Annotated in this window: 21 protein-coding genes; 8 read left to right on the forward strand and 13 right to left on the reverse strand. The window is 43.7% G+C overall.

Annotated elements, in window-relative coordinates; genetic code table 11:
* Window positions 1-11 precede the first annotated feature (11 nt).
* The 4 genes from CXF69_RS02015 to CXF69_RS02030 all read left to right on the forward strand — a co-directional run bounded on the left by CXF69_RS02015 (window position 12) and on the right by CXF69_RS02030 (window position 4,593).
* Complete coding sequence (locus CXF69_RS02015) at window positions 12-1,343, forward strand: phosphoribosyltransferase domain-containing protein (protein WP_101206435.1); 1,332 nt, start codon at window positions 12-14, stop codon at window positions 1,341-1,343.
* Window positions 1,344-1,385: 42 nt separating this feature from the next.
* Window positions 1,386-2,216 carry an HAD hydrolase family protein gene (locus CXF69_RS02020; RefSeq protein ID WP_101206434.1) on the forward strand — a complete coding sequence of 277 codons (831 nt, stop codon included), beginning with the start codon at window positions 1,386-1,388 and terminating at the stop codon, window positions 2,214-2,216.
* Between the two features lie 65 nt (window positions 2,217-2,281).
* Entirely contained in the window at window positions 2,282-3,463 is a 1,182-nt protein-coding gene (locus CXF69_RS02025; RefSeq protein ID WP_101206433.1) for a cysteine protease StiP domain-containing protein, read from the forward strand.
* A gap of 65 nt (window positions 3,464-3,528) precedes the next feature.
* The gene (locus CXF69_RS02030) at window positions 3,529-4,593 is read left to right on the forward strand and encodes an HpcH/HpaI aldolase/citrate lyase family protein (protein WP_227522992.1); all 1,065 of its coding nucleotides are present in this window, start codon (window positions 3,529-3,531) and stop codon (window positions 4,591-4,593) included.
* A 149-nt stretch (window positions 4,594-4,742) separates the two neighbouring features.
* Here CXF69_RS02030 and CXF69_RS02035 read toward each other — a convergent pair whose 3' ends face one another.
* Window positions 4,743-5,555, reverse strand: coding sequence for an alpha/beta fold hydrolase (locus tag CXF69_RS02035; protein ID WP_057760852.1), 813 nt, complete (start codon window positions 5,553-5,555; stop codon window positions 4,743-4,745).
* Window positions 5,556-5,894: 339 nt separating this feature from the next.
* Between CXF69_RS02035 and CXF69_RS02040 the strand changes: the two genes are divergently transcribed.
* Window positions 5,895-6,692 (forward strand): enoyl-CoA hydratase/isomerase family protein, encoded by a 798-nt coding sequence (locus CXF69_RS02040; RefSeq protein ID WP_102078385.1) that lies wholly within the window; start codon window positions 5,895-5,897, stop codon window positions 6,690-6,692.
* A 70-nt stretch (window positions 6,693-6,762) separates the two neighbouring features.
* Here the strand turns inward: CXF69_RS02040 and CXF69_RS02045 are convergent, their stop codons facing one another.
* From CXF69_RS02045 to acnB, 3 genes are all read right to left on the reverse strand, one after another.
* Entirely contained in the window at window positions 6,763-7,203 is a 441-nt protein-coding gene (locus tag CXF69_RS02045) for a PACE efflux transporter (protein ID WP_101206431.1), read from the reverse strand.
* A gap of 208 nt (window positions 7,204-7,411) precedes the next feature.
* Window positions 7,412-7,855 carry a DUF805 domain-containing protein gene (locus tag CXF69_RS02050; protein ID WP_227522991.1) on the reverse strand — a complete coding sequence of 148 codons (444 nt, stop codon included), beginning with the start codon at window positions 7,853-7,855 and terminating at the stop codon, window positions 7,412-7,414.
* A gap of 216 nt (window positions 7,856-8,071) precedes the next feature.
* A complete protein-coding gene (acnB, locus tag CXF69_RS02055; RefSeq protein WP_101206430.1) occupies window positions 8,072-10,675 on the reverse strand; it encodes a bifunctional aconitate hydratase 2/2-methylisocitrate dehydratase in 2,604 nt (867 codons plus the stop codon).
* Window positions 10,676-11,080: 405 nt separating this feature from the next.
* On the opposite strand from acnB, the gene CXF69_RS02060 reads away from it, so the two are divergent.
* Window positions 11,081-11,491, forward strand: coding sequence for a carboxymuconolactone decarboxylase family protein (locus CXF69_RS02060; RefSeq protein ID WP_057760859.1), 411 nt, complete (start codon window positions 11,081-11,083; stop codon window positions 11,489-11,491).
* Window positions 11,492-11,639: 148 nt separating this feature from the next.
* Window positions 11,640-12,683, forward strand: coding sequence for a lipoyl synthase (gene lipA, locus CXF69_RS02065; RefSeq protein WP_057760861.1), 1,044 nt, complete (start codon window positions 11,640-11,642; stop codon window positions 12,681-12,683).
* 154 nt (window positions 12,684-12,837) lie between these two features.
* Here the strand turns inward: lipA and CXF69_RS02070 are convergent, their stop codons facing one another.
* Genes CXF69_RS02070 through CXF69_RS02080 form a run of 3 tightly spaced genes read right to left on the reverse strand, consistent with a single transcriptional unit; the run spans window position 12,838 to window position 16,400 of the window.
* Window positions 12,838-14,841 (reverse strand): TRAP transporter permease, encoded by a 2,004-nt coding sequence (locus CXF69_RS02070; RefSeq protein WP_057762540.1) that lies wholly within the window; start codon window positions 14,839-14,841, stop codon window positions 12,838-12,840.
* 10 nt (window positions 14,842-14,851) lie between these two features.
* A complete protein-coding gene (locus CXF69_RS02075; RefSeq protein WP_101206429.1) occupies window positions 14,852-15,415 on the reverse strand; it encodes a DUF1850 domain-containing protein in 564 nt (187 codons plus the stop codon).
* Complete coding sequence (locus CXF69_RS02080) at window positions 15,393-16,400, reverse strand: TAXI family TRAP transporter solute-binding subunit (protein WP_101206428.1); 1,008 nt, start codon at window positions 16,398-16,400, stop codon at window positions 15,393-15,395. The genes CXF69_RS02075 and CXF69_RS02080 overlap by 23 nt, the downstream gene beginning before the upstream one ends.
* Before the next feature lie 467 nt (window positions 16,401-16,867).
* On the opposite strand from CXF69_RS02080, the gene mtnP reads away from it, so the two are divergent.
* A complete protein-coding gene (gene mtnP, locus CXF69_RS02085; protein ID WP_101206427.1) occupies window positions 16,868-17,761 on the forward strand; it encodes an S-methyl-5'-thioadenosine phosphorylase in 894 nt (297 codons plus the stop codon).
* A 161-nt stretch (window positions 17,762-17,922) separates the two neighbouring features.
* Here the strand turns inward: mtnP and CXF69_RS02090 are convergent, their stop codons facing one another.
* From CXF69_RS02090 to CXF69_RS02115, 6 genes are all read right to left on the reverse strand, one after another.
* Entirely contained in the window at window positions 17,923-18,966 is a 1,044-nt protein-coding gene (locus tag CXF69_RS02090; RefSeq protein ID WP_101206426.1) for a methyltransferase domain-containing protein, read from the reverse strand.
* 108 nt (window positions 18,967-19,074) lie between these two features.
* Window positions 19,075-19,743: a TIGR04282 family arsenosugar biosynthesis glycosyltransferase gene (locus CXF69_RS02095; protein ID WP_101206425.1), complete on the reverse strand. Its 669-nt coding sequence runs from the start codon at window positions 19,741-19,743 to the stop codon at window positions 19,075-19,077.
* Window positions 19,744-19,827: 84 nt separating this feature from the next.
* Window positions 19,828-20,532 (reverse strand): TIGR04283 family arsenosugar biosynthesis glycosyltransferase, encoded by a 705-nt coding sequence (locus CXF69_RS02100; protein ID WP_227543648.1) that lies wholly within the window; start codon window positions 20,530-20,532, stop codon window positions 19,828-19,830.
* A 45-nt stretch (window positions 20,533-20,577) separates the two neighbouring features.
* Window positions 20,578-21,399: a DUF547 domain-containing protein gene (locus CXF69_RS02105; protein ID WP_101206423.1), complete on the reverse strand. Its 822-nt coding sequence runs from the start codon at window positions 21,397-21,399 to the stop codon at window positions 20,578-20,580.
* A 78-nt stretch (window positions 21,400-21,477) separates the two neighbouring features.
* Window positions 21,478-22,470, reverse strand: a complete 993-nt coding sequence (gene arsS / locus CXF69_RS02110; RefSeq protein WP_101206422.1) for an arsenosugar biosynthesis radical SAM (seleno)protein ArsS — start codon at window positions 22,468-22,470, stop codon at window positions 21,478-21,480.
* Window positions 22,471-22,720: 250 nt separating this feature from the next.
* The gene (locus CXF69_RS02115; RefSeq protein ID WP_101206421.1) at window positions 22,721-23,911 is read right to left on the reverse strand and encodes an FAD-dependent oxidoreductase; all 1,191 of its coding nucleotides are present in this window, start codon (window positions 23,909-23,911) and stop codon (window positions 22,721-22,723) included.
* Window positions 23,912-24,188: the final 277 nt, after the last annotated feature.

Here is a 24,188-nt window from a genome sequence, read left to right on the forward strand (position 1 = left end):
AAGGAATATGAATGTTAAATGAGCAACACAGTACGACCATCACCCTACCCCGTGGTACGCTAGATCTGACTTACCAAACCAATTCAGCCACTAATAAATCAGTCACTAATAAAAATGGCGTAGAACAACGCGACCGTTATCAATTAGAAGATTTGCTAGGATTTGCACAGCGTATTAATCCAAAACGGGCGTTTCTGTTTGTCTCAAAAGTGCTAGGTCGTCATATTCCCGTTGCGCCAAGCACTATGCGAAACGCATTTACTGATTTGGCTGATTTAGTGCCTAGTGACTTGGCCGAACCAGTGCTAGTCATTGGTATGGCAGAGACCGCTGTTGGTCTATCTGCTGGTGTCCATCAAGCGCTACAAACGCGCTATCCTCAAGCTCTGCTATTGAACTCTACGCGTCATGCACAGCACGATGAGAGTAACAATGCAAATGGTAGTGATGCCAATGATACCGACTCTTTACTGACGACGTTTTGTGAAGATCACAGCCATGCCAGCCAGCATTTGATTTATCAGAGCAAAGATAGCGTTACTCAAGCGCAGCTACTGGCCAGTAAAACACTAATTATGGTCGATGATGAAGCCTCAACGGGTAATACCTGTGTGAATGTCGTCACGGCCCTACGTGAAGCAGGATTGAACCAGTTAGAGCAAGTGCATCTAACAACATTGGTCGACTGGTCATTAGATCAAGAAAAACCTCACCCACAGTCAGATGCTAAGCCTGCACGTATGGCCGATCGTCTCGCTAGTATTGAGTTTCATCGCCATCATTTATTGTCTGGTGCCTGGCAATGGACAGATGCACCCAATCCTGAACCCATCACGATGCCATCGGTTGATACTACTGCCGCTGGTAGTCAGGCGCTCGGTGATACGGGCAACTGGGGGCGTTTTCCAACGCTAGACAGTACAGAGGGTTTTGCTAACTATCTTTCAAGTTTTCAGACTGCATTTACGCGCTTCGATGGCCAAGAAAACTTTGATGTTACTCAGCTACCAAAAAGAATCTTAGTATTGGGTAGCAATGAGTTTGTTTGGTTGCCATTTTTATTGGCTCAATGGCTTGAAACAGAGTCAGACAAACTCAACGACGATACAGCGTCCATGGTTAATTTTAGCGCTTTAACCCGCTCACCGATTGCGCTTGGTGGAGCGATTACTACGATGCTAAGCTTTAGCGACAATTACGGGCTTGGTATGACCAATTTTGCTTATAACGTTGAGCCTAGTGATTGGGATTTGATAGTGTTGTGTGTAGAAACATCAGCTGATAGTGTGGATGCTATGTGGCGAGGTTTGGATAACGTGCTGGTGGTGAGCCCTAGTCTTTAAATTGCTCTCTAACTTTCAAACCTATTATTTACGGACGACACCATGACTACCTCATTTTTTAAAGCTAGCCCAGACATTATTAAGCCTTATGCCTTGATGGATTTGGATGATACGTTATTCCAAACCCAGCGCAAAATCGACGCTTGGGATTTGCTCACTACTGAGCCTGAATCTTTGGTATGTGCAACAGTCAATAAGCAAGACGAGCCTTTGAGCTTTATGAGCCAGCGCCAAGCAACCTTTTTTAATTGGTTACTTGCTAGCACTGAATTAATTGTAGTGACGGCACGGGATCGTAGTGAAATCAAACGCGTTAAGCTGCCCTTTGATAGTTGGCAAGTATTAACTCATGGGGCGATTATTTTAACGTCTGATGGAGCGCTGCTAAGCAGTTGGCAGCAGCATATGTATAGTAAGCTCGCGCCATTGCAAAATAAGCTTAATAAGTTAAGCGAATTATTTGCCAGTCATAGTCAAAGCGAGCAAAGTCATTTAGTATTCACACCGCATATCGATAGCTTTAACAATGGTTCTGTTGATGAAGAGCTAACCATTTATCTGGCTGTCAAACATGCGCAGAAAGATCATCAAGCGCTCGTAGATTTAGCTGAGAAACTGCCCACTCTGATACGTGATTTTGATCAAGATTTCTATGTTCATGTGAATGCCAATAACCTAGCGATATTGCCCCATGCGGTTCATAAGCGTCATGCGGTACAGTTTTTATTAGAGCATCATTTAGACCATCAGCGTCCCAGTTTTGGTTTTGGTGATAGCTTAGCTGACCTGCCTTTCTTACAGTTATTGGACTGGTACGGTATGCCCAATCATGGCCAATTGCATGAGCAATACCAGTCTAAATTGTCAGGCTAAACCACGAGTTTAAACTGCAGCCACGCAAATCCACTGTTATCATCAAGAGTGCTACTATTCATACTATGACTTTACCTAATATACAGATAAAAAGAGCCGATTTAAAAAACTATGGCTCAGGCAGCTATCTTGCAAGCGATGTCACTGTCCTACTCGATATGGTAGATAAGGACGCGGTTGCCGATGTGCCCGTCAGTCAAAAAGAAGCACTTATCCAAAGCGGACAACGCCATTACTCTGACATGCTGACCTTAGAGCAAGCACCTACTGCAATGCATGAGCAGCTATACATACAGGCGTTAGAGCAAGGGTCAACAAGGACCGCGACTGATATCGCTCATTTGTCTCATACGCTACATCAGCTGTTCCAGCAGGACGTGAGTGATGAGCATCCACTGGTTTTGGTCAGTTTGGTGCGAGCTGGTCTGCCAATTGGTGTGTTATTGCAGCGTGCGCTGTCGGATACAGACAGTAGCTATCGCTTGCCAAGTGTACATTATGGCATCAGTATCATTCGCGATCGTGGTCTTGATCCAGTGGCCCTGCAAATGCTACTAGAGGCTTATCCAAACAGTCCAGTCGTATTCGTCGATGGCTGGACAGGTAAAGGTGCCATATATCAAGAGTTGGCTCGCAGTCTAGAGACGTTTAGCGATTCTACTCATGTTAATTTTGCCAACATTTTCCATCAAGGCGCTGACGTCATTCCGTTACTGACTCTTGCCGATCCGGCTGGCGTTGCTTGGCTCGCGGCAAGTGAAGAAGACTGGTTGATCCCATCGGGTTTGTTAAATAGCACCGTATCGGGATTAATTTCACGTAGCTTGTATACAGAGCCATCATCAGGCCTGCATCGCAGTGTCTTTTATGATGATTTAATTGAGGTAGATCACAGTTTGGCATTCGTCGAGCATATCGATGCCGCGAAACGATCATTGGCTACTACTCCAGTGCGTCTACCGACTTACCAGCAGCCACGCTACCAGACTGCGGCGTTGATAGAGACGTTGGCCGCAGACTATAAGATTATCAATCGCAACCGTATTAAGCCGACTATTGCCGAGGCAACACGTGCCATATTACGCCGTGATCCAGAGCGTATATTGCTCGCCACTGCTGAGCACCCTGATACCGTACTGCTACGCCACTTATGTGCGCAACGAAATATCACTATCAGTGTATTAGGTGATAGAATACTGCCTTATCAAGCCATCACGCTTATCAAGCAGCGCTCCCAAGACACTTAATACATTTAACGGTATTAAATACTTTCTTTTTCGTTCTCTTATACTCTCTACTTATGATGCCAATTATGTCAGATATGCTAAAAACCGAGTCAGACCTTTACAATGATACCCAATCTTATGCGCATCTGATCACTGAGCGTCATGCGATGGTCAAACCACACACGCACCATCCATATCAGCTCGGTGCTAGCTTATACATGCCTGCGACTCGCCAAGATATTTGGCAAGTCATCAAGCGAGATAAATTACCGACGATTAATAGTATTATTATCTGTCTAGAGGATGCGGTCAGTCAGCAGGATGTAGAGTTGGCGCTTGAGCGTTTGCGCACCCTGCTCGATACATGGGCTGAGCATGTGAATAGCATTAATGCGCCATCTAAATCGGCGAAAATTCATGCTCAGCACCCGACACGTCCATTGGTTTTTATACGTCCACGTAGCCCGATGATGCTACAGCAACTGGCTGACTACACCCATATCGATCTTATCGATGGTTTCGTTATGCCAAAAGTTGATATGTATAGCTTATCTAACTGGCGCATGGCTTGTCAGAACCTAAAAGTAGATCAACTACTTATGCCGACGCTCGAAACCGCAGCGCTATTCAATCCGCATCACAATCAAGAGCTTGCCATCGCTTTTAAAGAAGCGTTTAGCCAACCAGTTTTTGCATTGCGTATCGGCGGTAATGACTTATTCGCAGCACTGCGCTTACGCCGCCCAAAGAACAGTATTGTCTATGAATCGCCTATCGGTACGTTGGCTTATCAAATGCTTGGCTGTTTTGTACCGCATGGTTTTTATCTTACCGCGCCAGTATTTGAGTACTTGGATCAGCCGACGCTGTTTATGCAAGAGCTGAACCGAGACGTCAGCTTAGGGATGGTAGGCAAAACTGTCATTCATCCAAGCCAAATCGCCCTAGTACAGCAAGCTTATTGCGTGCCATTGAGTACACTGGATGAAGCACAAGCGATCCTTCACTCTGAGGCCAAAGCAGTGTTTAAGTACAATAATACGATGCTAGAGCCTGCGACGCACCGTGCTTGGGCGACTGAAATTGTTAATCGTGCAGAAGCCTTTGGTACCATTGATGACGGACATAGCCAATACAGCTCACGAATGTAGCTTTCATCTCTGATGATGGCTGACTGCCATTTAACAAATTGCACCATACAAAAAGCCGCTATCAAATACAGGTAGCGGCTTTTTTATATAGAGATTTGCTTAGGACTTCTATAGATATAAGGCTTCAAAGCTCTCGAACAATATCTATATTAAGCACAACTTTCCAAAAACTGACGAAGTACTTGGTTCACTTGATCAGGCTCTTCTACTGTCGATGTATGACCGGCACCTTTGATAATAGCAAGCTTGGACCCAGCGATAGCAAAATGCATGCGTTCAGATTTGGCATAAGGCGTGGCGGCATCTTCATCACCAACCACAATCAGTGTTGGCGTTGTAATCTCACCCAGCTGCTCATAAGTACCTGTACGCTCAATCACGCCCATTGTTGCTTTGACCACGCCGCCTTTGCGATTGCTTTGTAGCATTGTTAGCCACTGCTTACGGTCAGATTTGCGCAGCTTGTCTGCCAAAAACGTACTGCCAAACATGATTGGCATCACTTTGTTACTCACACGCTTCATACCTAGCCAGCGAATGGCTTTCACCAGCTTGCGATACTGAGGGATGTTTTTTGGATCTTCAGGGTCAGCAGAGGTTTCTAACAGCGTTAACGACAATAGCAGCTCAGGGCGTTTAAGCGCGATACGTTGAGCCACGAACCCGCCCATAGATAGCCCAACAAAATGACATTTATCAATACCAAGCGCTGCAAGTAAGCCAAGCGTATCTTCAGTCAGCGTCTCCATATCATAGCCAGATTTGGTAACCTGAGACTGACCTTGCCCGCGAAAATCGAAAGCAATACAACGATAGTCTGTTTGAAAGTGCTCTACTTGCTTATCATACATCTGTGAGCTCCACAGTAGACCGTGAGCAAATACGATAACGGGCTTTTGTGTGTCATTCGGTGCGCTGTCTTCGTAATAAATATCAGCGTTATTTACAGTGATAGTTGGCATAACCACATCCTTGTTTGATCAATGAAAAGTTCGAGCGTACCCTTGTGTCTTTTACGACTCTTTTACGCTCAACCTGGCATATTAGCATAATCCATTAGCCCCTTAGGTCATAGCCTTTTTACGAGCCAGTCGTTTTGTCTCATTAGCTAGCATCAGCTTTTACGATAGAATAGGAAAGTTTACCAGTATGTAGATGTGTCTTAAGCGCCCACAAAACACGCTTTTATAATCATAGCAAGCTGCTATAGTAATCAGCATTGAACCATTTTTACCTTTATCTCAAAGTATTGTCATTGATACAGAATATTAAAACCGTCATTTAAAATAAGGAAGTCTCAAATGTCACAGCCTCTCGTCGATTATCAAGTTGCAGAGCACATTGCTACCATTACCTTTAACGATCCAAAAAGCTTAAATGCCTTTGGCACACCCTTAAAAAACCAAGTCTTGATAGCGCTAGATAAAGCGGCCGCAGATGATCAAGTACGGGTGATTATTTTACAAGGGGCTGGTGGTAACTTCTCAAGCGGCGGCGATATAAAAGAGATGTTGTCTGAAGGATTAGACAAGGATATTGTTTCAAACAAATTAAGAGGCATGGTAGAAGGTGCAGGCGAAGTCAGCTTAAAATTACGTCATATCCATAAGCCGATTATTGCCAAATTAGAAGGTGCTGTGGCAGGTGCTGGCATGAACTTGGCGCTTACTTGTGACTTCCGCATTGCCGCAGACAATGCGAAGTTTGTACAAGCGTTTGTTAATATCGGCCTAGTTCCAGATGCTGGCGGTATTTACTTATTAAACCAATTGGTAGGTGCAGCAAAAGCCACTGAGCTTGTAATGCTAGGTGACAAATTAAAAGCAGAAGACATGGCGCGCTTAAACCTAGTGAACAACGTGGTAAGTGTTGACGAGCTAGAAGCCACCGTACAAGCATTGGCGCTACGATTGAGCCAGCTGCCAGGCAAAGCATTGGCCGCTATGAAAGAGAGCTTCAACGTACACGCCTTCGCTGGTTTGAGCGCAGCGTTAGATACGGAAGTTGAGCAACAGACCGTAATGGCAAAAACCGATGACTTTATCGAAGGGGTTAGCGCCTTTATAGCAAAGCGTAAGCCTGTATATCAAGGTAAATAATAACTTAAATAACGATACAATCAAAAAAGGGCTGCCAATATGGTAGCCCTTTTTTTGTCAATGCCTTTAATTAAGAAGCGGTAGCGGGTTTAGAATGATGAGGTAAAGTAAATATCTTGTCAAAAATCAGAGTAAACGTAAACGTATAAACTAAGAAAAACAGCAGTAGCGCCACTTCCATCATCAAGGCTTTTACTAGACCAACATCGTACCAAATCATATATAGTGGCAAGCAGATCAACACCAGCCCACCTTCAAAACCAAAAGCATGAACACTGCGTATCCATAATGTGCGACGTACAATGCGCCTGCGACGTTCCCACGCTTCAAAAGCGGTATTATATATGAAGTTCCAAACGACGGCTGCTACCGACATCATTACGGCGATTGGTAAAGATTCTGATGCATCACTGTGACTGAGTTTCATCAATATAAGGGTAGATAAGATAATCGCGATAATTTCGAAGGCGGTCACATAAATTAAGCGACGTTTAAGCGGTGATAAGGTCATCAACCAAGACTCCAAAGCACCTGTATTTAAACAGCAAGGTGCGTATCAAAGTATCGGTCCGTCCCGAATTAGAAAAGATAAATAAAGTACAGAGCCACGGTTTCCGCCTGCCCCTATATTATACAGAAACCAGACTCAAAAATCAGTGAGGACATTTGTAAACAGGCGTAAGCCGTTTTATTAACGATTACCGCCTGTTTTAACCGGACTATTTCGCCGGTAGACCCCATTTATTGGTTTCAGGCTTGGTATCACTCACTAGAAATACCAGCAATATAATAGAGCCTACAAGTGGCACTATCCCTATCAAAAACCACCATCCTGAGCGGCTAGTATCATGTAAGCGACGGATAGTCACGGCAAGACCAGGCAGAAATAAACCAAGTGCCGCTACTATGTAAAATAAACCTGTCTCTGAGCTGAATATTATTGCGTCTAGCAGCATTGCAACGATCATCACCCCCATTTGCACTAGAAAAAAATACCAATATTCTTTACGGCGCGCACGACCAGAAAAATTCGTGTAATTTCTCATGCCCTTTTTAAACCAGTCAATGATGCCATAATTTGCTTCAGCGCTATGATTGTTAGCCATCGTAGATCTGGGCAATGGCGGCGGTGTTGCTTTATCGAGCTTAATATTATTTTCCATAGGGCTTTTTATCTCAGTCGTGAAAAGTAGAAATAGTCAGTGAAAATTATCAACAATTGGCTTTGATTATAGATACTCAATAAAAGTTTGTAAATGAATACTAGTTTTCTTAGAGTCATTAATAAAAAACCCCGCATCATGACGATACGGGGTTATTTTTTATGTATAAAGTTTTTAGTATAAAGCCTCTAATTTTAAAAGCTTATATACTCAAGATTAGGTCAACTGAGCAACGTTAATCTTGTCTGCTTCTTCAGTATAGTCTTCCATACGGTCGAAGTTCATGTATTGATAGACTTCATCACCCATGCTGTTTAGCATACCAGCATACTGCTGATACTCATCGTTAGTCGGCAATTTACCAAGTACCGCTGCGACTGCTGCAAGCTCTGCAGAAGCTAGGTATACGTTAGCGCCTTGACCTAGACGGTTCGGGAAGTTACGAGTTGAGGTCGATACCGCAGTAGATTTCGGTGCGATACGTGCTTGGTTACCCATACATAGTGAACAACCTGGCATTTCAGTACGAGCGCCGGCTTGTGCATAAATGTTGTAGTACCCTTCTTCCATCAACTGACGTGCATCCATCTTAGTAGGTGGTGCAATCCATAGACGAGTCTTCAGGCTACCTGCTGGTACGTCTTGTAGCAATTTACCAGCGGCACGGAAGTGACCGATGTTAGTCATACATGAACCAATGAATACTTCATCAATCGTATCACCAGCCACGTCTGCTAGCGTTTTTGCATCATCTGGATCGTTCGGGCAGCACAGGATAGGCTCTTTGATTTCACTCATATCGATAGTGATGTCGATCGCGTATTCAGCATCGTCGTCAGCACGCATGAGGCTTGGGTTAGCCAACCACTCTTGCATTTGCTCAACACGGCGGCTGATCGTACGTGCATCGCCATAGCCTTCTGAGATCATCCACTTAAGCAGCGTGATGTTTGAGTTTAGGTACTCAGTCACTGACGCTTCAGATAAAGTGATGGTACAACCAGCAGCACTACGCTCAGCTGAGGCATCAGACAATTCAAACGCTTGCTCAGCGGTCAAATCTTCTAGACCTTCGATTTCAAGAATACGGCCGTTGAACTCGTTGATTTTACCTTTCTTATCAACCGTCAAGTAACCTTCTTTGATCGCTTGGTAAGGGATCGCATGTACTAGGTCACGTAGAGTGATACCAGCTTGACGCTCACCAACAAAACGAACACGAACAGATTCAGGCATATCAAGTGGCATTACACCAGTTGCCGCTGCGAAAGCAACTAGGCCAGAGCCCGCTGGGAACGAGATACCCATTGGGAAACGAGTATGCGAGTCACCACCAGTACCAACGGTATCTGGAAGTAGCATACGGTTCAACCATGAGTGAATGATACCATCACCTGGACGTAAGCTTACACCGCCACGGTTCATGATAAAGTCAGGTAGTGTGTGCTGAGTCTCAACGTCAACTGGCTTTGGATAAGCCGCAGTATGACAGAATGACTGCATCACTAGGTCTGCTTGGAAGCCCAAACATGCCAAGTCTTTTAGCTCATCACGCGTCATCGGACCAGTGGTATCCTGAGAGCCGACAGTCGTCATCTTAGGCTCACAGTACATACCTGGACGTACGCCTGTCAGACCACAAGCTTTACCAACCATTTTCTGTGCAAGCGTAAAGCCTTTACCAGTATCAGCTGGCTCTTCTGGCTTAGCAAAGATGTCTGAATGACCAAGACCCATGTATTCACGAGCACGGTTAGTCAAACCACGACCAACGATCAATGGAATACGGCCGCCAGCACGAACTTCATCAAGCAATGTTGGTGAGTTTAGTGAGAACGTTGATAGTACTTCGTCAGAATCATGCTTAGTGATTTTGCCTTCGTATGGATAGATGTCAAATACATCACCCATGTTTAGGTTATCAACTGCCACTTTTTCAATTGGCAATGCGCCAGAATCTTCCATGGTGTTGAAGAAGATAGGAGCGATATTGTTACCAAGTACGAGACCGCCGCCACGTTTGTTTGGCACGTTAGGGATATCTTCACCCATCAACCACAATACTGAGTTGGTCGCAGACTTACGGCTAGAACCAGTACCAACAACATCACCAACATAGGCTAGCGGATGGCCTTTTTCTTTCAGTGCTTCGATTTGCTTCATTGGGCCAACAACGCCCTCTTCGTCAGCATTGATGCCGTCGCGAGAGTTTTTGTGCATGGCTAGTGAATGCAATGGGATATCAGGACGGCTCCATGCGTCTTGCGCAGGTGATAAGTCATCCGTGTTGGTCTCGCCAGTGACTTTGAACGTCGTGTAAGTGGTTTTCTTTGGTACTTCAGGGCGATTCAAGAACCATTCTGCGTCAGCCCAAGATTGAACAACTTCTTTAGCAATGGTGTTGCCCGCTTCAGCTTTTTCAGTCACGTCATTGAATGCGTCAAATACTAGCAAAGTTTTCTTTAGTGCTTCAGCAGCGTCTTGTGCAACTTCGCTATCATCTAGTGCAGCAACTAATGGCTGAACGTTGTAGCCACCTTGCATAGTACCTAGAATTTCAACCGCTTTTTGTTTGCTGATAAGTGGTGATGATGTTTCACCCTTTAAGATAGCAGCCAAAAATGCCGCTTTAACGTATGCTGCTTGGTCAACACCAGCAGGAATACGGTTTTCTAATAGGTTCATCAAGAACGCATCTTCGCCTGCAGGCGGGTTCTTTAACAGTTCAACCAACTCTACTACTTGTTTTTCATTTAGTGGTAGGGGTACAGTTCCTAGCTCAGCACGTTCTTCGACATGTTTACGATAAGCTTCTAACACAATAGTCGTCCTCGTCAGTTGGGGTGTAGCACATTACGTGGGTAGTCAGCATGACTGCCTGCGTCTATATACTATATGAAATAATTATCCGTGCAATCATAGCTTAAAACGCTTTAAATGTTAATGGCTCAGCTCTGAAAAGGCGCATAGTAAGGCCATATTGAACATTTATTATAAAAATAGTGCCATCAATAATATGATTGTAGTGCTCATTATAACTGGCATTTGTCTGATTACGCTTATCAATAAGCGCTTGCTTTATGACTGAGCAGACACCATATGACTGATATACGATTTTGTAAGAAACAACTTCGATAAAATCTCGCTTAAAGAAATGTAGCAATATCGATGTATTAACAGTCGATTTGGTAAAAACATTTTGGTAAAAATATTAAGGACGACGATATGACTGATAGCAATACGGACAACAATCCTAACTATGATAATGGTCTCAAGGTACGCACTGAGGTGATGGGTGAGCAGCATGTCAAACGCTCGCTTGATGCGGCCACAGGATTTACCCAACCGCTGCAAGACTGGATTATTGAACACGCTTGGGGCAGCACTTGGCAAGATGACTCAGTATTACCACGCAAGTATCGCTCATTAATCACTATTGCCTTTTTAATTGCTCAAAAAAGCCCAAATGAGTTGAAAGGTCATATACGCGGTGCCATTAACAACGGGGCCAGTGTCGCCGAGATTAGAGAAGTGCTCATGCACAGCTTGCCGTACTGCGGTGCACCTGCTACTCAAGAAGCGTTTCGCGCTGCCATAGATATACTGAATGAGTTGGAAATCGATATAGATATTTAAAACTATGGTCGTCCGAGCAATCATAGTAATCTTAACAATATTGTTTAAAAATTGACGACCAAATTTCTGCTATAATGTCTGCACTCATAAAACATTCTGATAATTCCATAAACCCTTATAATATAAAGGGTTAAGAGATAACTCCATTATGACAACTGCCGTACAAACACATGTACCTGCTGCTAAGGCCAAACCAAAAAAAGCCATCCAAGGTGAAAAGCTACGTGGCTATGACAAAGTTGCCCGTATCCCAATTAAGGTGATCCCGACTGTCGAGGCAAAGAAAAAGCCTGATTGGATTCGGGTAAAAATGTCCTCGCCTGCTGAAGTCGCTCGTATCAAAGCAACCTTGCGTGAGCAAAAGCTTTATACCGTTTGTGAAGAAGCGGCCTGCCCTAACCTGCCACAGTGCTTCGCTGATGGTACAGCCACCTTTATGATTATGGGTGATATCTGTACGCGTCGCTGCCCGTTCTGTGATGTAGGCCATGGTCGCCCTAATGAGCTAGACAAGGATGAGCCGCGTCATACTGCTGAGACCATTCAAGGTCTACAGCTTAAATATGCCGTAATCACCTCTGTCGATCGCGATGATCTAAAAGACGGCGGTGCGGGACATTTTGTGGAAGTGCTAAACGAGTCAAGAGCACTTAGCCCAAACTGCTTGATTGAAATCCTAGTACCAGATTTCCGTGGCCGTATGGATATCGCATTGGATTTATTGACAGAGACTGCACCAGATGTGTTTAACCACAATATCGAAACGGTGCCACGTCTATACAAAGCTTTCCGTCCGGGTTCTGATTATCAGCATTCGCTAGATTTGCTTAAGATTTATAAAGAGCGTCGTCCTGATATCGCCACCAAGTGCGGCTTTATGGTTGGTCTTGGTGAGACAGAAGAAGAGATCTATGCGCTACTCGATGATCTAAAAGCTCATGACGTGGATATGATCACGATTGGTCAGTATCTACAGCCTAGTAAAAACCATGCGCCTGTCGATCGTTATGTCCATCCAGACGAGTTCCAACGCTATATGGACTACGGTAAAAAGATTGGCTTCTTTAGCATTTGGGCAGGTCCAATGGTACGCTCAAGCTACTTTGCAGATCGTCAATACTATGGCGAAGATTGCCCAGCACCTATCCGTAGCAAAAAAGCATTAGAAGCTGAAGGCAAACTTGGCTGCTAATTTAGTAATAAAGTGATGTGAAAGTAATTGTGAAGAACAGTAGCTAAGACAGTTATTACGACATCTCGAGAATATTAAAAAGGGTGAATAACAAATTTGTTATTCACCCTTTTTTTGAGCTTTGTTAGATTTAAGAATGATTAAACCTAACGCTTTACACGGTTAAAGTTGGCGTCGGCTTTCCAGCTGTTTTTATATTGAATGCAGCAATACCAAGGACGATCACACCACCTGCGATACCAGTCGTAATCTCAGGATAAATCAATAGCAAAGCACCAATAGCTAAAATGACACGAGTCACCGTATTCATACCGCCTCTAAAGTAGCCTTCAAGTGCCGAGCTCAGCGCAATAACACCCGTTACCGAAGTCACTACCACTGTAATGATATCTACAATAGGTGGCAGCGGGAAATCTTTTGCCGTAACTGCTAGGCCAGTTGGATCTATCATCAACATCGTTGGATTATAGATAAACATGAACGGCACGATGAATCCCGCGAGGGCAAGTTTGAGAGATAAGAACCCTGTTTTCATTGGATCTCCACCGGATATACCTGCACCCGCAAAGGCTGCAAGACACACAGGCGGTGTAATATTGGCAAAGATACCAAAATAGAAAACAAACATGTGCGCTGACAAAATTGGAATATCAAAACCGGCCAATGCTGGCGCAGCCATGGTCGCCGTAATGATATAGGCAGGAATAGATGGTAATCCCATGCCTAAAACCATTGATGCCAACATCGTTAAGATAAGGGTAAAGAATAGCGATCCTGCTCCTAGCGTGACGATAGATGACGTCATCACCGTACCAAAGCTGGTCAGACTCACCACCCCAATGATAATACCAACGACCGCACAAGCAGCCATAACCGCTAGCGACTGGCGCGCACCATCTTCTAATGCACCTAAAATATCAGAAAAACTCATGCGCGTTTCGGCACGTAGCATACTGATAACAACAGTAAAACCAATGGTATAAGCTGCTGCATATCCTACAGGTACGTTTCTGATTAATAAGAAAATCAAGAAGACAATCGGCAATAGCATATGACCGCGGGCTTTTAATACTTCTTTTACCGCTGGTAGATTTTCTTTAGCAATACCTTTTAGATCACGACGTCCAGCGCGGAAATGCACCTGCGCGATGACGCCTAAATAGTACAATATCGCTGGTAATAATGCTGCTAAGGCAATCGTGCTATACGGCAAGCCTGTTGTCTCAGCCATAATAAAGGCACTGGCACCCATAATCGGTGGCAAGATCTGTCCACCAACCGAAGCACTGGCCTCAACTGCACCTGCGAAATCTTTATGATAGCCGACCTTTTTCATCAACGGAATGGTAAAGGCACCTGTACTAACCACATTCGATAAAGCTGAGCCATTGATACTACCCATAAAACCACTAGAGATGACTGCTACTTTTGCAGGTCCGCCCTTTTTATGACCAGCGATGGCCAATGCCAAATCATTAAACAACTGCCCCATTCCCGAACGGGCTAAGAATGCACCGAAGAGAATGAATAAGAAGATAAAGGTGACCGATGCACCAATCGCAACAGAGTACAAACCTTCTGTTTTTAAGAATAATTGACCAAAGATATCACCCATATCATAAGGACGAGTCAGTAGCCTATCGGGCATAAAGTCTAAATGGCTAACAAATGGATAGGCCAAAAATATGCCTGCCAAGATTGGCAAAATCCAACCAGTGATACGGCGGCTGCCTTCTAGTACGCAGACTACCGTAATCAAGGAAAATATCACATCGACCTGATTGGCCATGCCGCCACGCGAGGTCACGATATCTTGATATTCATAGATGAGATAACCCATACCGGATAGAGACAGGGCAAACCAAATCCAGTCATACCATGCCACTCGTTTGCGACTGCTTTTTTTGCTGGCTGGAAAAATTAGGAATATCAATGCAAAACCAACACCCACGTGCACAGAGCGCTGTAACAATGCTGGCATTGGATTAAAAGTGATGTATAAATGAAACAGTGAATAGAGTATACAAATGCCAGCGATAAAATACTTCACTGGTCCTTGAGTGATATGACGCGTGATTGACTCTCGGTCATATTTTTCCAATACTGCTCGGTTGACCGCATCCGCCTCAGCATCGTTATCAACTTGAGCATCTGGCATGGTAGTCACACTACCTTGATCCGTCACTTGGGAGTTCATGACAAAAGTCCTTTTTAAATCTATCAATTAAATCATACGTCTTAGGCATGATCACCACTTCAGAATAGTCTGGCACCCACTGGTGAATCAAGACACGATGACCACCATAATCCATTTCCCCTTTGGTCAGTCTAGATACGACCCAATTAAGGCGAGGCAGTTTTTCGTTGATTTGATAACCCAGATAGCCAGGCTTTTGTATAGGAGCGAGCATTTCGGTGGAGGGTGTCCCCGCACCGAACGCTTCAAAATAGGTCGTGGTCAATAACAGCTCCGCACCTTCTGTACTGCTGCCGTCTATGCGTTGATACTGCTCTTCCCACCACTGTTTTTCTACAGAATGTATCCAACGTAGCTGAAAGTCAGGCTCAGTGAAGTAACAAACCTTATCATCAGCACCGTCTACGCCTGCGACTCGCACTTCAACGACAGACTGAAGCGTAAAGCCTAACCATAGCGTAAAAAAAACCAGCGCTGCAATAAATGCCGCGCCAGTTGATAACCATAATGAATTACTTGGCTGCTTGTTCGTCATAGTACTTTTTAGCTCCAGGATGGATTGGGGCTACCATGCCATCACGAGCGGTTTCTAAACTGATATCATTGGCCGCTTGGTGAGCTGTTTTTAGACCATCTAAATTATCAAACAATGCTTTGGTTAGTTTATAACCATCCGCTTCAGATAGATCAGAGCTAACCAATAATGCATTCATGATTGCGGCAGTTGGTACGGCTGTTTCATTGCCATACGTGCCAGCAGGAATCTCAAAGGTTTTGAAGTAAGGCTTGGTCGCGATGATTTCTTTTAGCTTGTCTTGGTTGATAGTGACAATCTGTAAATCTAAACCTTGCTCTAACTCCATCAAAGATGAGTTTGGTAGCCCACTACTAAAGAATGCCGCTTCGATCTTACCTGCTTTCATACCATCAGCAGCTTCAGCAAAGCCTAGATAATCAACGGTGACATCATCATACGTGATACCAAACCCTTCCAGTAAAGTACGAGCATTGACTTCTGTACCAGATCCTTGATCGCCTACCGCAATACGCTTGCCTCGTAAGTCTTCAATATTTTTGATACCAGATTTTTTCGAAGTCACGATTTGCACCACATTAGGGTACAAAACAGCAATCTGCTGAATGTTAGTGATTGGCTGCTCAAAGTTGTTTTTACCTTCGACAGCATCCGTAACCACGTCACTCAGTGCCAAGACCATGTCGACCTTGCCTTGGGTCAGTAGATTGACGTTTTCAACTGATGCGCCAGTGGTTTGAGTTTTTGAGTTTACGCCAAAGGTTTTGACATAGACTTCAGACAATGAAGTACCAATGATGTTATAAGGGCCAGACGCACCGCCAGTAGCGATGGTCAAAAACTTAGTATCAAGCTTATCTGTTGCCGCGCTATCTGCAGATGCAGTATCACTGCCCTCTGAGCTTGGAGATGAGCATGCAGTTAGACCTAACGCAGCACTCAACATAGCTGACAAAAGTAATGGGGATTTTAAAGAATTAAGCATTGAATTCATCCTTGAAGTAATCGGTTTTATACGTTTAACAATATCCGTATTTATACATAAATACGTTACAGACGAGTAATAATATAGCAATTCTGTCAATAAATAAACCTTAGCTTACTTTCTATTTTTCTTTCAATACCTTATATTTAAAGCTATTAGAGAAAATATAGGTCATTCATCAATTGTACTAATATATATGTATGTTTTGCTATGCGAAACAAAGTTTCATTTAATAAATATTAAAACAAAAATTGTCGCTATTGTAAACCTTTATCGATATCTAGCAAATATCGCCATATCGCATTATTTCTTAGGAATTTTTAGATATAGCAAATTAATGAGAATTCTCGATTTATAACTATAAGGGCAAAAGTTCTGCTATATTTTATCTGAGCTATTTTTTGGTTCAGGATATTACATGGCACTAGCCTGTGTCTCTCTTTTATTAACCCATTCGGATAGTCCTTATGACAATACCCCACACGGAAGTACTGGCAACGTTATCTGCTGATATTGCTATCATCGGTGGCAGCGGTCTCTACCAAATGTCATCACTGACCAACAAACGCAGTATAACGATACAGACGCCTTATGGTAGTCCATCTGATGATATTGTCTTAGGTGAGCTTGAGGGAGTGACCGTCGCATTTCTAACACGGCATGGTCAGGGCCACAGACTGACCCCGTCCGAAGTGCCTTATCGTGCCAATATCTATGCGCTAAAAACGCTTGGGGTACGCTATATCGTATCCGTATCAGCAGTTGGCTCATTGCAAGCGCATCTTAAGCCACTAGATATGGTCGTGCCTGATCAAATGATCGATATGACCAAGCAGCGAGTGAGTACCTTTTTTGGTGAAGGTGCCGTCGCTCATGTGTCGATGGCTGACCCGCTTTGTCCTGCCCTAGCAGACATCTTGACGCGCGCTTATGACCAAGCAGATATTGCAGAAGCTAGCAGTCATTCTAAAGCAACTTATGTCTGCATCGAAGGCCCTCAGTTCTCAACTCGGGCAGAGTCAGAATGGTATCGTCAGATGGAGGCAGATATCATTGGCATGACCAATATGCCAGAAGCCAAATTGGCACGTGAAGCCAGTATTGCTTATGCCACGTTAGCTCTGGTGACAGACTTCGACTGCTGGCATCCGACGGAAGAAGCCGTTAGTGCCGACTATGCTATACAGAACCTAATGAAAAATGCGGACAATGCTCAAAAAGTGATACGAGAAGCAGTGACTTTAATTGCTGCCGAATTACCTGAGTCAATCGCTCACAATGCTATCGCACAAGCATTAGTCACACCTATAGATGCGATGGACGAACATACCAAGATCAGACTGGCCGCCTTACTAACATGATTGTAATGCGTCTTTTCCATTTTAAACTAATTACTGCTAATCGGTTCAATTTTAATCAAGCTGTTTCCCATTGAATCAAAAAAGGCCATTATCTAAAATAATGGCCTTTTTCATAATTAAGCATATATATTTAAATTTATGCTAAATACACCACTTTAATGTTAGCAACAACCACCTGCACCAGATGCCAGCATCATAGGTTGATTAAATGGCATTAATTCACCGCAACCTGCAAAAATACCGTAGTGACGACTGTCATCACCGATAAACTCAAAGTGCGGCGCAAAGCGCGACTCTTTCAGCATTCGAAACGTATTGCCACATACTGGAAATACCCGACCAGCTTCGATAGCATGATGTTTATCTAAATCAAACCGATGCGGTGACTGCTCGATAGTTCCTTTGTATATCACCGCTTGTCCATGATCTTCGCAAGCATCCTCAAGCGAGTCGATTTTAAATAAGCGATAAGTCGCAGAGAAAAATTGAATATCACCAATTTTGGCTGCTAAAGCAGGATCTGTAATCTCAAGTGGGCGATCTTCAACCAAACGTACGTCTAAGAATCCTGCATCTCGTGACAAACGGTTGAAATCATTCCAATACAATGCACCGCTTAAACACTCACCATATAAGACTGGGTCATCGATTAAGTGTCGCGGGATACGGCGGTCGGCATAGACGTCAGAAAAATAAAACTCCCCACCAGGTTTCAGCAAACGCTGTACACTGGCCATAACCGCGGCTTTATCTGGTGATAGATTGATAACGCAATTGGAGACGATAATATCAAAGCTATTAGCCTCAAGTTCTAGTTCATCTAGTTTCTCGATATAGCCGTGCAAAAATGTCACATTATCATAGCCAAACTTATCAACATGATAGGCTTGATGCTGTCTGGCAACGGCTAGCTGCTCATCGGTCATATCAACACCGACTACGTGGCCACTCTCACCAACCAGTTGCGCCAATGCGTAGACATCTCGGCCTGAGCCACTGCCCAAATCTAAAATTCGGCAGCCTTCGAGCAGTGCTGGACACACCAGACCACAGCCGTAATATCGATTCAATACTTCATCGTGAATATTTGCGAGTAAGGGCTTGAGCCACTCAGGCATATTGCTAATATCACAACAAGCCGAGGTCTTTAGATCATTGGTACTCTGTAACTCTTTTCCATAGTAATTTTGCACGACGTCATGCATAACAATATCCTTATTGAATGTGCCATCCAGTTAAAATTCTTAGTGAATCATCTTAGAATATGCAACTACATTAGTGAGTTTATCAACCTAGTTGTCACTTATCGGTTATCAGTAGTTATCCACTTTGATATTAATATTGATGTAAGAATCTAGCCAGCCTGACGGCAAATGTACTAGATCTTTAGGCTCATCAATATCGTGCAAAGGGTCAAATAGTGCAAGTGTCCAGTCTAATGCCGCCATGCGCTGCTTGGTGACAGCGGCTACACTAGCCGTACTCCAAACAATGTCCGAAAACATGCTGTCATTAACTTGTTTAAATCCTAACAACACATACCCACCATCAGTTGCTGGAATCATAACCGCATCGTGTTGATTTAGCTGCTGTACCGATGTCTGAATACGTGCTGTCGTAAGACTAGGACAGTCCGTACCAATTAACACAACCTTGTCAAAATGTTGCAATGCGCGCTGACTGGCTATCAACATACGCAAACCCAAATCCCCTTCGGCCTGCGCAGACCAGCGCAACGAGTCAGGCAAATCAAGCGCCTGCCAACATGGATCTGTTGGTGCTGGACTCACACATAGCTCGACAGCAAAGCCCGTATCAACGGCCTGCTCAATACTATGCAGTAAGAGTTGCCTTGCCATACGTGCAGCGCCATCTACCCCTAGCGCTGGCTGCAAACGGGTTTTTGCCTTATTGCGCGCTGGATATTTTGCAAAAAGAATGATGCAGGTATCTTGCTGTCTTGCAGATAAATCAGCTGTCACTATAACGGTCTCTCAATTGGTCAAATGTACAAGGACGAGCTCTTTCTTCTTTTGTCTATCATATTTATAAATCAAACAATCTCACTACTTATAATAACGTTGCTTTAAAACATTAGGCGATACGCCGCGCCAATAATCAAAGCGCAACTGCCACATCAAAAAAATCGTCCGCCATGTACCATATTGCTGCCAACGCCGCGCGGATGTTATGACTTTACTTTTTAGACAAGCTGGTCGAGCAAACTTCTTTAGACGTTTACAGAGCTCAATATCTTCCATCAATGGCTGATCAGGATAGCCACCAATCTGCTCGAATATGGATTTTTTGATAAAAATTGCTTGATCGCCAGTGGCGATACTCATTAAGCGTGAGCGCTTATTTATCACGAACCCGACGATTTTTAACAATGGCTCACAGCTGTCTAAGCGCACATCAAATCGTCCCCAGTCATACTGAGCTATTGCCTGCTGAACGTTATCTATCGCATCAGCTGGCAGCTCGGTATCGGCATGTAAAAATAGCAACACATCACCTGTTGCTAACATAGCGCCCGCATTCATTTGCTGTGCACGCCCTACCGTAGATTCGATAATATGCCAATCAATGATTGATTGAGCAATCTCTGTACTTTTGAGCACACTTTTGGCGATAGCAACCGAACCATCCACTGAACCACCATCGACCAATATCACTTGCTGCGGTGCCGGATCGAGACTGGCAATATGAGCGATAAGCTCAGGCAAGTTGTCCGCTTCATTTAACAATGGAATGATGATGGAGAGTTTCAATGGATATACCGTCACGTTAATCAGCGAGTAAGATTAAAAACTGGCTTATTTTTTGTTCAAATTCCAGTTGTAGTCGGTATAGCTTATTTTTATCTTGCCTTGTTTTAGCTCTGCTGTCTGAGCTTTACTCAATCCTAGTGACGAGTTATAACGACCCAAAAACCCTGCTAAATCTTTGGTGCCACGCCAGTTGGTTGCAAAATCCTCTTTATACCATTTAAAAATTGGTGATACTTTAAGCGTATCGCCTTTGAGACTGTTGCGGCTACTGTCTGCTAAAAACTTAGACGTTGCCTGCTCTAACTGACTGTCTAAACGCTTGCCAGTAAAGGCATCATCTTGCAGTGCTGGGCAACCAATACTGGCACAATTGACCGCAAAGTGAATGCGCGGATCGTTGTAACGTTTAGAACCACGAATCAGGTTGTGCTCAATATCATCAAGTGAGCGCGTCTTACCAAGTAGCGAAACAAACTCTTGCTTCCATGGTGACCCAAACAGTCCGCCGATATCTTTGATAGATTTAACATTTGGATATTTCGTTAATACCAAATCTACCGTACCAGCGTTATAAACGTTGATTAAAAATGCTAACTGTTCATTTTTACTCCAACGATTGAACTCTGATTGAGATACCTTGCTTGTCGCTTCCAGATAGCTTGTCAGCTTACTTTGATCTGCTTTCATACCAGCATAATTGACCACTGAAGCTTTGCCACCGTTGGTCATGGTCACATGCTTATTTAATAAGCTATCCCAGCTCTGATGGTTAAAGTCAGCATGAGCGGCCACGCTTGCTAATAAAATAGTCGTAGCAATCACTGGTTGGGCGAAAAATGTCTTCGCTGAAAAGTTAGATACTGACATAAGGCTTACTCCGTTTATACTGATTGTTTTTTATCTATACCAAAAGTACTTATATTAAAAGCACTTACATTAGAACGGCTAAGGCGTGTCTGCTAGCACTGGCTCTACTGCCTCTTCTTCTAACGCGCCGCCACAACTACTGCCCTGTCCTGCTGTACAGCCATAGCAGTGCTCAGCAATGGCAATGTCATCACCAGACGGGTTTTGCGTTAACAAATCACTTAGGTGTCGCCGTGACTTGTTTGGGACAAGTATCTCTAACTGCTGATTGAAATCACAATCAAACAGCTCACCCAACCAATTGACACTAATGGTCGAACGGCACATGACCTCGGCTAAATTGGCAGCCATATAATTAGCTTTGAGCAAATCCATATACGGGTGGAACTGGTTTTTTGCCAACAGCACCGCCCCAAAACGCTGAATCGGCATATTGGTTAGGGCAAATAAATGATTAAACTCAATATCAAAGTGCGCTTTTAACTCACGCTTATAGTCTGCTTCAAGCTGTTGTTGATTGGGCGGCAGCGTCGCGCCTTGTGGGTTGTAAACCAAGTTTAATGTTAAATTTGAATCAGGCTTGCCGTACCCTAACTGATTGAGCTTCTGTAATCCTAATATACTGTCGTCAAACGCGCCTTTACCGCGCTGTTTGTCTACATTTTCTAAGGAATAACAAGGCAAAGAAGCCACCACTTCCACTTGGTTATCTGCTAGAAACTGCGCCATACCCTCATAACCCTCTTCCATAAGGATAGTCAGATTACAGCGGTCTATTACTTTGACACCTAATGCCCGAACAGCCTTAACCAAATACTTAAAATCCTCATGCATTTCAGGCGCACCGCCGGTCAAATCAAGCATATCGATGTTTTGTGCTTGCAATACCTCTGGTATCAGCTCAACCAACTCACGTGACATCATTTCAGTACGATAAGGGCTTGCAGCCACATGACAATGTACGCAGGACATATTGCATAAGTAGCCCATATTGACTTGTAATATCGTCAATTGACGTCGTTTTATCGCTGGAAAATCAGTATGCTCAAGTAACTCGATAGTTGATTTCATGGTGGTCTAAAATCCTGTTAGCAGTACAACTAAAAAAGGATAGCAACGTAACATTAAATATTAGAAAACACAGATAGCGCATTGCTTTTACTGTTTATTTTCAAGTTTGACAATGTAAAACCTGATTGCTCACTTTACGGTTTATCTAATCAATCATACCTGATTATCAATAAGCATTGACAACTAATCATATGGATTTTATGGTTTATTCTAAATGAGCATTAACCTTCGTTAGTTCTTATCAGCTTCGTCAATTCTTATCAACTTCGATAAAACGCTTATCGATATATTTCTTGAGATGCCATACCCAGCGACCTTGTAGGTTTACATTACCCCAACTACCAATGGCATATTTGTCACCGCAAGACAGCAGATATAGCGTGCGCGACTTTGGCTGATAACTCTTCATTACGTTGTCACCCAGATAGGCCAATAAGTTATCAGCTTCGATAGCACCACCATGCACTGAGTGAACCCCCGAGTGCGCCACGTATTTATCGATTCGTGTCGCCACATCACCAACCGCAAACACATTAGAATGAGAGACGCTCTGTTGCTTATCGTTTACCGCGACAAACCCATCACCTTCTATCTCCAAATCCGTAGAAGCCGTCCATGCCGAGCCTATGACGCCAGTCGCAGCGATGACAGCATTTATGGGCAATGATTTATGGGTGGTCGATAATTTACCGTCACGATAATCGGTCGCTCGTTCTCGAATTATCGTAATGCCATGACGATGTAACTGCTTAATGACCCGTTGTCGAAAGCCTGAATTAAACCCTGACAATAGATTCTCACCGCATACTAATGTCACCTGATGATTACGATTGATGTTCCGTAGCGCGACTTGAGCGGCCATCACCAATTCTATTGCCGCAGCGCCTGCCCCAATAATAGCCAATTGATACCTTTCAGACTGTTGAGCATCTTTTAGAATCCGCTGCCATTGTGTGATGAATGTTGATAACGGTCGTATGACAATTACGTCGGTATTAGCAGCACCAGTATTGTTATCGTCACTATCGCTTCTGTGCTCGTTGTAGTCATTGTGGCTACATAGCCAACGCATGTCTGTATCTGCGCCAGTATTTAAAGACAAGACATCGTAGTCAAAATCCGTTTGTTCATCGCCAGTCGTAACCACCTTGTTTGACGCTGCGTTTACTTTTACAAGCGACTGCTGAATAAAGCGCACGCCTGCTCGTACACAAAGCGATTTGATATCGATACTGATATCATGCAATTGATAATGTCCTGCCATCCAACCAGGTAACATGCCAGAATAAATAGTTTGCGGTTGCTCACTAATTAAATGAATGTCTGCCTCTATCGTATCGGTGTCCTTTAAACGCGCTGTGCCAAGTCGGCGCAACATGCCAATGTGAGCATGACCTGCGCCTGCCAATAGTAGTGTCTTTTTCGATGAAAATTTTGTCATAGATGATTTTATCAAGGCGGTTAGTTGCTATTAGTGTTTGATCGAATGTTGATTGATATAAATGACTTTAAAAACTCATTTAAAAGTATCATATAAATAAGACCAGTCTATTGCGGGTAAACAGTAAGAGCGTAAATGACTTATACGGATTCAGCGATAGTCACTGCGTCAACCGTTATTAGTAGAATGATATTTTGTACACCTGAATTAAAATCATAAAATAAGGTGAAATTATTTATCATCGCCCAGTACAATAGGACATTATAAGAGCCGCATG

Source organism: Psychrobacter sp. Choline-02u-9 (assembly GCF_002836505.1).
Lineage (GTDB): Bacteria > Pseudomonadota > Gammaproteobacteria > Pseudomonadales > Moraxellaceae > Psychrobacter.

Coding starts and splice junctions, on each gene's coding strand:
- arsS (WP_101206422.1), bottom strand. CDS start 22,470: ATGAAATCAACTATCGAGTTACTTGAGCATACTGATTTTCCAGCGATA.
- CXF69_RS02050 (WP_227522991.1), bottom strand. CDS start 7,855: ATGGAAAATAATATTAAGCTCGATAAAGCAACACCGCCGCCATTGCCC.
- CXF69_RS02080 (WP_101206428.1), bottom strand. CDS start 16,400: ATGCTTAATTCTTTAAAATCCCCATTACTTTTGTCAGCTATGTTGAGT.
- lipA (WP_057760861.1), top strand. CDS start 11,640: ATGACAACTGCCGTACAAACACATGTACCTGCTGCTAAGGCCAAACCA.
- CXF69_RS02035 (WP_057760852.1), bottom strand. CDS start 5,555: ATGCCAACTATCACTGTAAATAACGCTGATATTTATTACGAAGACAGC.
- CXF69_RS02090 (WP_101206426.1), bottom strand. CDS start 18,966: ATGCATGACGTCGTGCAAAATTACTATGGAAAAGAGTTACAGAGTACC.
- CXF69_RS02070 (WP_057762540.1), bottom strand. CDS start 14,841: ATGCCAGATGCTCAAGTTGATAACGATGCTGAGGCGGATGCGGTCAAC.
- CXF69_RS02015 (WP_101206435.1), top strand. CDS start 12: ATGTTAAATGAGCAACACAGTACGACCATCACCCTACCCCGTGGTACG.
- CXF69_RS02075 (WP_101206429.1), bottom strand. CDS start 15,415: ATGACGAACAAGCAGCCAAGTAATTCATTATGGTTATCAACTGGCGCG.
- CXF69_RS02045 (WP_101206431.1), bottom strand. CDS start 7,203: ATGACCTTATCACCGCTTAAACGTCGCTTAATTTATGTGACCGCCTTC.
- CXF69_RS02115 (WP_101206421.1), bottom strand. CDS start 23,911: ATGACAAAATTTTCATCGAAAAAGACACTACTATTGGCAGGCGCAGGT.
- CXF69_RS02020 (WP_101206434.1), top strand. CDS start 1,386: ATGACTACCTCATTTTTTAAAGCTAGCCCAGACATTATTAAGCCTTAT.
- mtnP (WP_101206427.1), top strand. CDS start 16,868: ATGACAATACCCCACACGGAAGTACTGGCAACGTTATCTGCTGATATT.
- CXF69_RS02040 (WP_102078385.1), top strand. CDS start 5,895: ATGTCACAGCCTCTCGTCGATTATCAAGTTGCAGAGCACATTGCTACC.
- CXF69_RS02025 (WP_101206433.1), top strand. CDS start 2,282: ATGACTTTACCTAATATACAGATAAAAAGAGCCGATTTAAAAAACTAT.
- CXF69_RS02030 (WP_227522992.1), top strand. CDS start 3,529: ATGTCAGATATGCTAAAAACCGAGTCAGACCTTTACAATGATACCCAA.
- CXF69_RS02105 (WP_101206423.1), bottom strand. CDS start 21,399: ATGTCAGTATCTAACTTTTCAGCGAAGACATTTTTCGCCCAACCAGTG.
- CXF69_RS02060 (WP_057760859.1), top strand. CDS start 11,081: ATGACTGATAGCAATACGGACAACAATCCTAACTATGATAATGGTCTC.